The organism is Mesorhizobium sp. M7A.F.Ca.CA.002.04.1.1 (assembly GCF_004022805.1).
GTDB classification, from domain to species: Bacteria; Pseudomonadota; Alphaproteobacteria; order Rhizobiales; family Rhizobiaceae; genus Mesorhizobium; species Mesorhizobium ciceri.
The window spans coordinates 1-2,258 of the sequence record NZ_RZPL01000849.1 but is presented as its reverse complement, the minus strand read 5'-3'; the positions used below and the strand labels follow the sequence as shown (position 1 = coordinate 2,258).

Genomic DNA, 2,258 nt, shown 5'->3' with positions numbered 1-2,258 from the left:
GACATCGAGGCTGCTTGCGGCCAATTCCATCCAACACGATATAGCGGGCAATGATATTGTCGTGCAGCCTGCACCCGGACAGGGCGCGGCTTTCATCTTCCGGGAGACCAAATGAACAAGCCCGTCGCGCCCAATTCAGCGGTAATTGTCGGCAATGTCGTCTTCGACAACAAGGCGGCTCTGTCGCTGATCGCCGGCCCGTGCCAGTTCGAGTCGCGTCAGCACGCTTTCGACATGGCCGGCGCGCTGAAGGAACTGACCGGCAGGCTCGGAATAGGCCTCGTCTACAAGACCAGCTACGACAAGGCCAACCGCACCTCGCTGTCGGCGACGCGCGGCGCCGGCATGGACGCGGCACTTCCCGTCTTCGACGAACTGCGCAAGGAATTTTCGCTCCCGGTGCTGACCGATGTCCACACCGAGGAGCAGTGCGCCATCGTGGCGCCGCATGTCGATGTCCTGCAGATTCCGGCTTTCCTGTCGCGCCAGACCGACATGCTGGTCGCCGCGGCGAAAACCGGCAAGGTCATCAACGTGAAGAAGGGACAGTTCCTTGCCCCCTGGGACATGAAGAACGTCGTCGCCAAGATCACCGGATCCGGCAATGCCAATGTGCTGACCACCGAGCGCGGTGCTTCTTTCGGCTACAACACGCTGGTCTCCGACATGCGCGCTTTGCCTGTCATGGCAGAGATCGGCGCGCCGGTGATCTTCGAGGCGACCCATTCGGTGCAGCAGCCGGGCGGGCAGGGCGGTTCCTCGGGCGGTGAACGTCGTTTTGTCGAGACGCTGGCGCGCGCGGCCGTCGCTGTCGGCGTTGCCGGCGTCTTCATCGAGACCCATCAGGATCCTGGCAACTCGACCTCTTCCGACGGCCCCAACATGCTGCCGTTGAAGGACATGCCCGCTCTACTCGAGCGGCTGATGGCATTCGACCGCATCGCCAAGGGTCTCTAGGCCGGACAATATCCTCTGTCGACCGCCGATGCTTGTGGACGGCGCAAGCCGCCTGTACGCTCTACCGGCAAATGAGCGTTTTGGCAGGAGGAAGCCATGTCTGTCGCCCGCGTCACCGAAATCACATCGTCGTCGAAGAAGAGCTTTCAGGACGCCATCGAACAGGGAATTGCGCGCGCATCCAAAACGCTGAAGAACGTCGAGGGCGCCTGGATCCAGGACCAGAAGATCGTCGTCCAGGACGGCAAGATCGTTGCTTATCGCGTCAACATGAAGGTTACCTTCATCCTCGCGGAGTGATCGGTCGACGCCGAAAAAGTCGGGAACCTTCGCCCGCGCCCCTCATTGTCCAATTATGGTTCGAAACCACAATGAGGAGCACAATCATGGCAACCCAGACTGGCCACACCCAAGCCATTGCCGCTTCGCGGGTCATCGGCACATCGGTCTACAACACCGAAGGCACAAGCATCGGCAGCATAGAGGATGTGATGCTCGACAAGATGACGAACGGGATCATGTTCGCGGTCATCGGTTTTGGCGGCTTCCTTGGCATCGGCGAGAAATATCACGCCATTCCCTGGGCAAGCCTCGACTATGATGAGGACAAGGGCGGTTATGTCGTGCCGTTTTCCAAGGAACAACTCATGGCGGCACCGGCCTATTCGATCAACGAACTGACCGGTGCCGATGGCGAGGCGGCGCGCGACGAATCCTACAATTATTACAAGGTCACGCCTTACTGGCATTAACAACAACGACAAAGCGGCCCCGTCGAGAGAGACGGGGCCGCTTTGGATTCCGGCTTATTCGCTGACGTGTAAGGGGGCCATCGCCTTCGGCGGCGACTGCTGATTGTCGCATGACGTCAGGAATGCCGCCGCGATCAGAAACAGACTCACGATACCGCTCAACTGAGACATGGCGAAACTCCTCCTGTTTCGCCCCGCGCGCTGCACCTTAACCGGAAGTCAGCCGACCGTACATGACTTATGATGACAGCGATTTGCGCTTCGTGAATCGTTCGGACGCTGTTGCCGCGGCAACAATTGCCAGCGGGCCGATTGCCTTTTGCAGCACTTTGGCTAAGACGTGCGGCATTCTTCAGATCAATCGAGGACATCGCAAATGACCGCCATCGTCGACATTGTCGGGCGTGAAATCCTGGACAGCCGTGGAAATCCGACCGTCGAGGTCGATGTCATTCTCGAAGACGGCTCGATGGGCCGCGCGGCGGTGCCGTCGGGTGCTTCGACCGGTGCCCACGAGGCCGTCGAACTGCGCGACGGCCTCGTGGGCAC

Annotated in this window: 3 protein-coding genes and 2 pseudogenes; all 5 read left to right on the top strand. The window is 60.1% G+C overall.

Annotation, left to right across the window (positions count from 1 at the left end; all coding sequences use genetic code 11):
* Positions 1-115 (top strand): annotated as a pseudogene (locus tag ENZ75_RS35400) (VOC family protein); the annotation flags it as partial.
* Positions 112-957 carry a 3-deoxy-8-phosphooctulonate synthase gene (gene kdsA, locus ENZ75_RS29385; protein ID WP_128278529.1) on the top strand — a complete coding sequence of 282 codons (846 nt, stop codon included), beginning with the start codon at positions 112-114 and terminating at the stop codon, positions 955-957. The pseudogene ENZ75_RS35400 and the gene kdsA, both read left to right, overlap by 4 nt.
* A 96-nt stretch (positions 958-1,053) precedes the next feature.
* A complete protein-coding gene (locus ENZ75_RS29380; protein ID WP_013531476.1) occupies positions 1,054-1,257 on the top strand; it encodes a dodecin family protein in 204 nt (67 codons plus the stop codon).
* A gap of 86 nt (positions 1,258-1,343) precedes the next feature.
* Entirely contained in the window at positions 1,344-1,709 is a 366-nt protein-coding gene (locus ENZ75_RS29375; RefSeq protein ID WP_024505095.1) for a PRC-barrel domain-containing protein, read from the top strand.
* A 376-nt stretch (positions 1,710-2,085) separates the two neighbouring features.
* A pseudogene (gene eno, locus ENZ75_RS29365) lies at positions 2,086-2,258 on the top strand (phosphopyruvate hydratase); the annotation flags it as partial.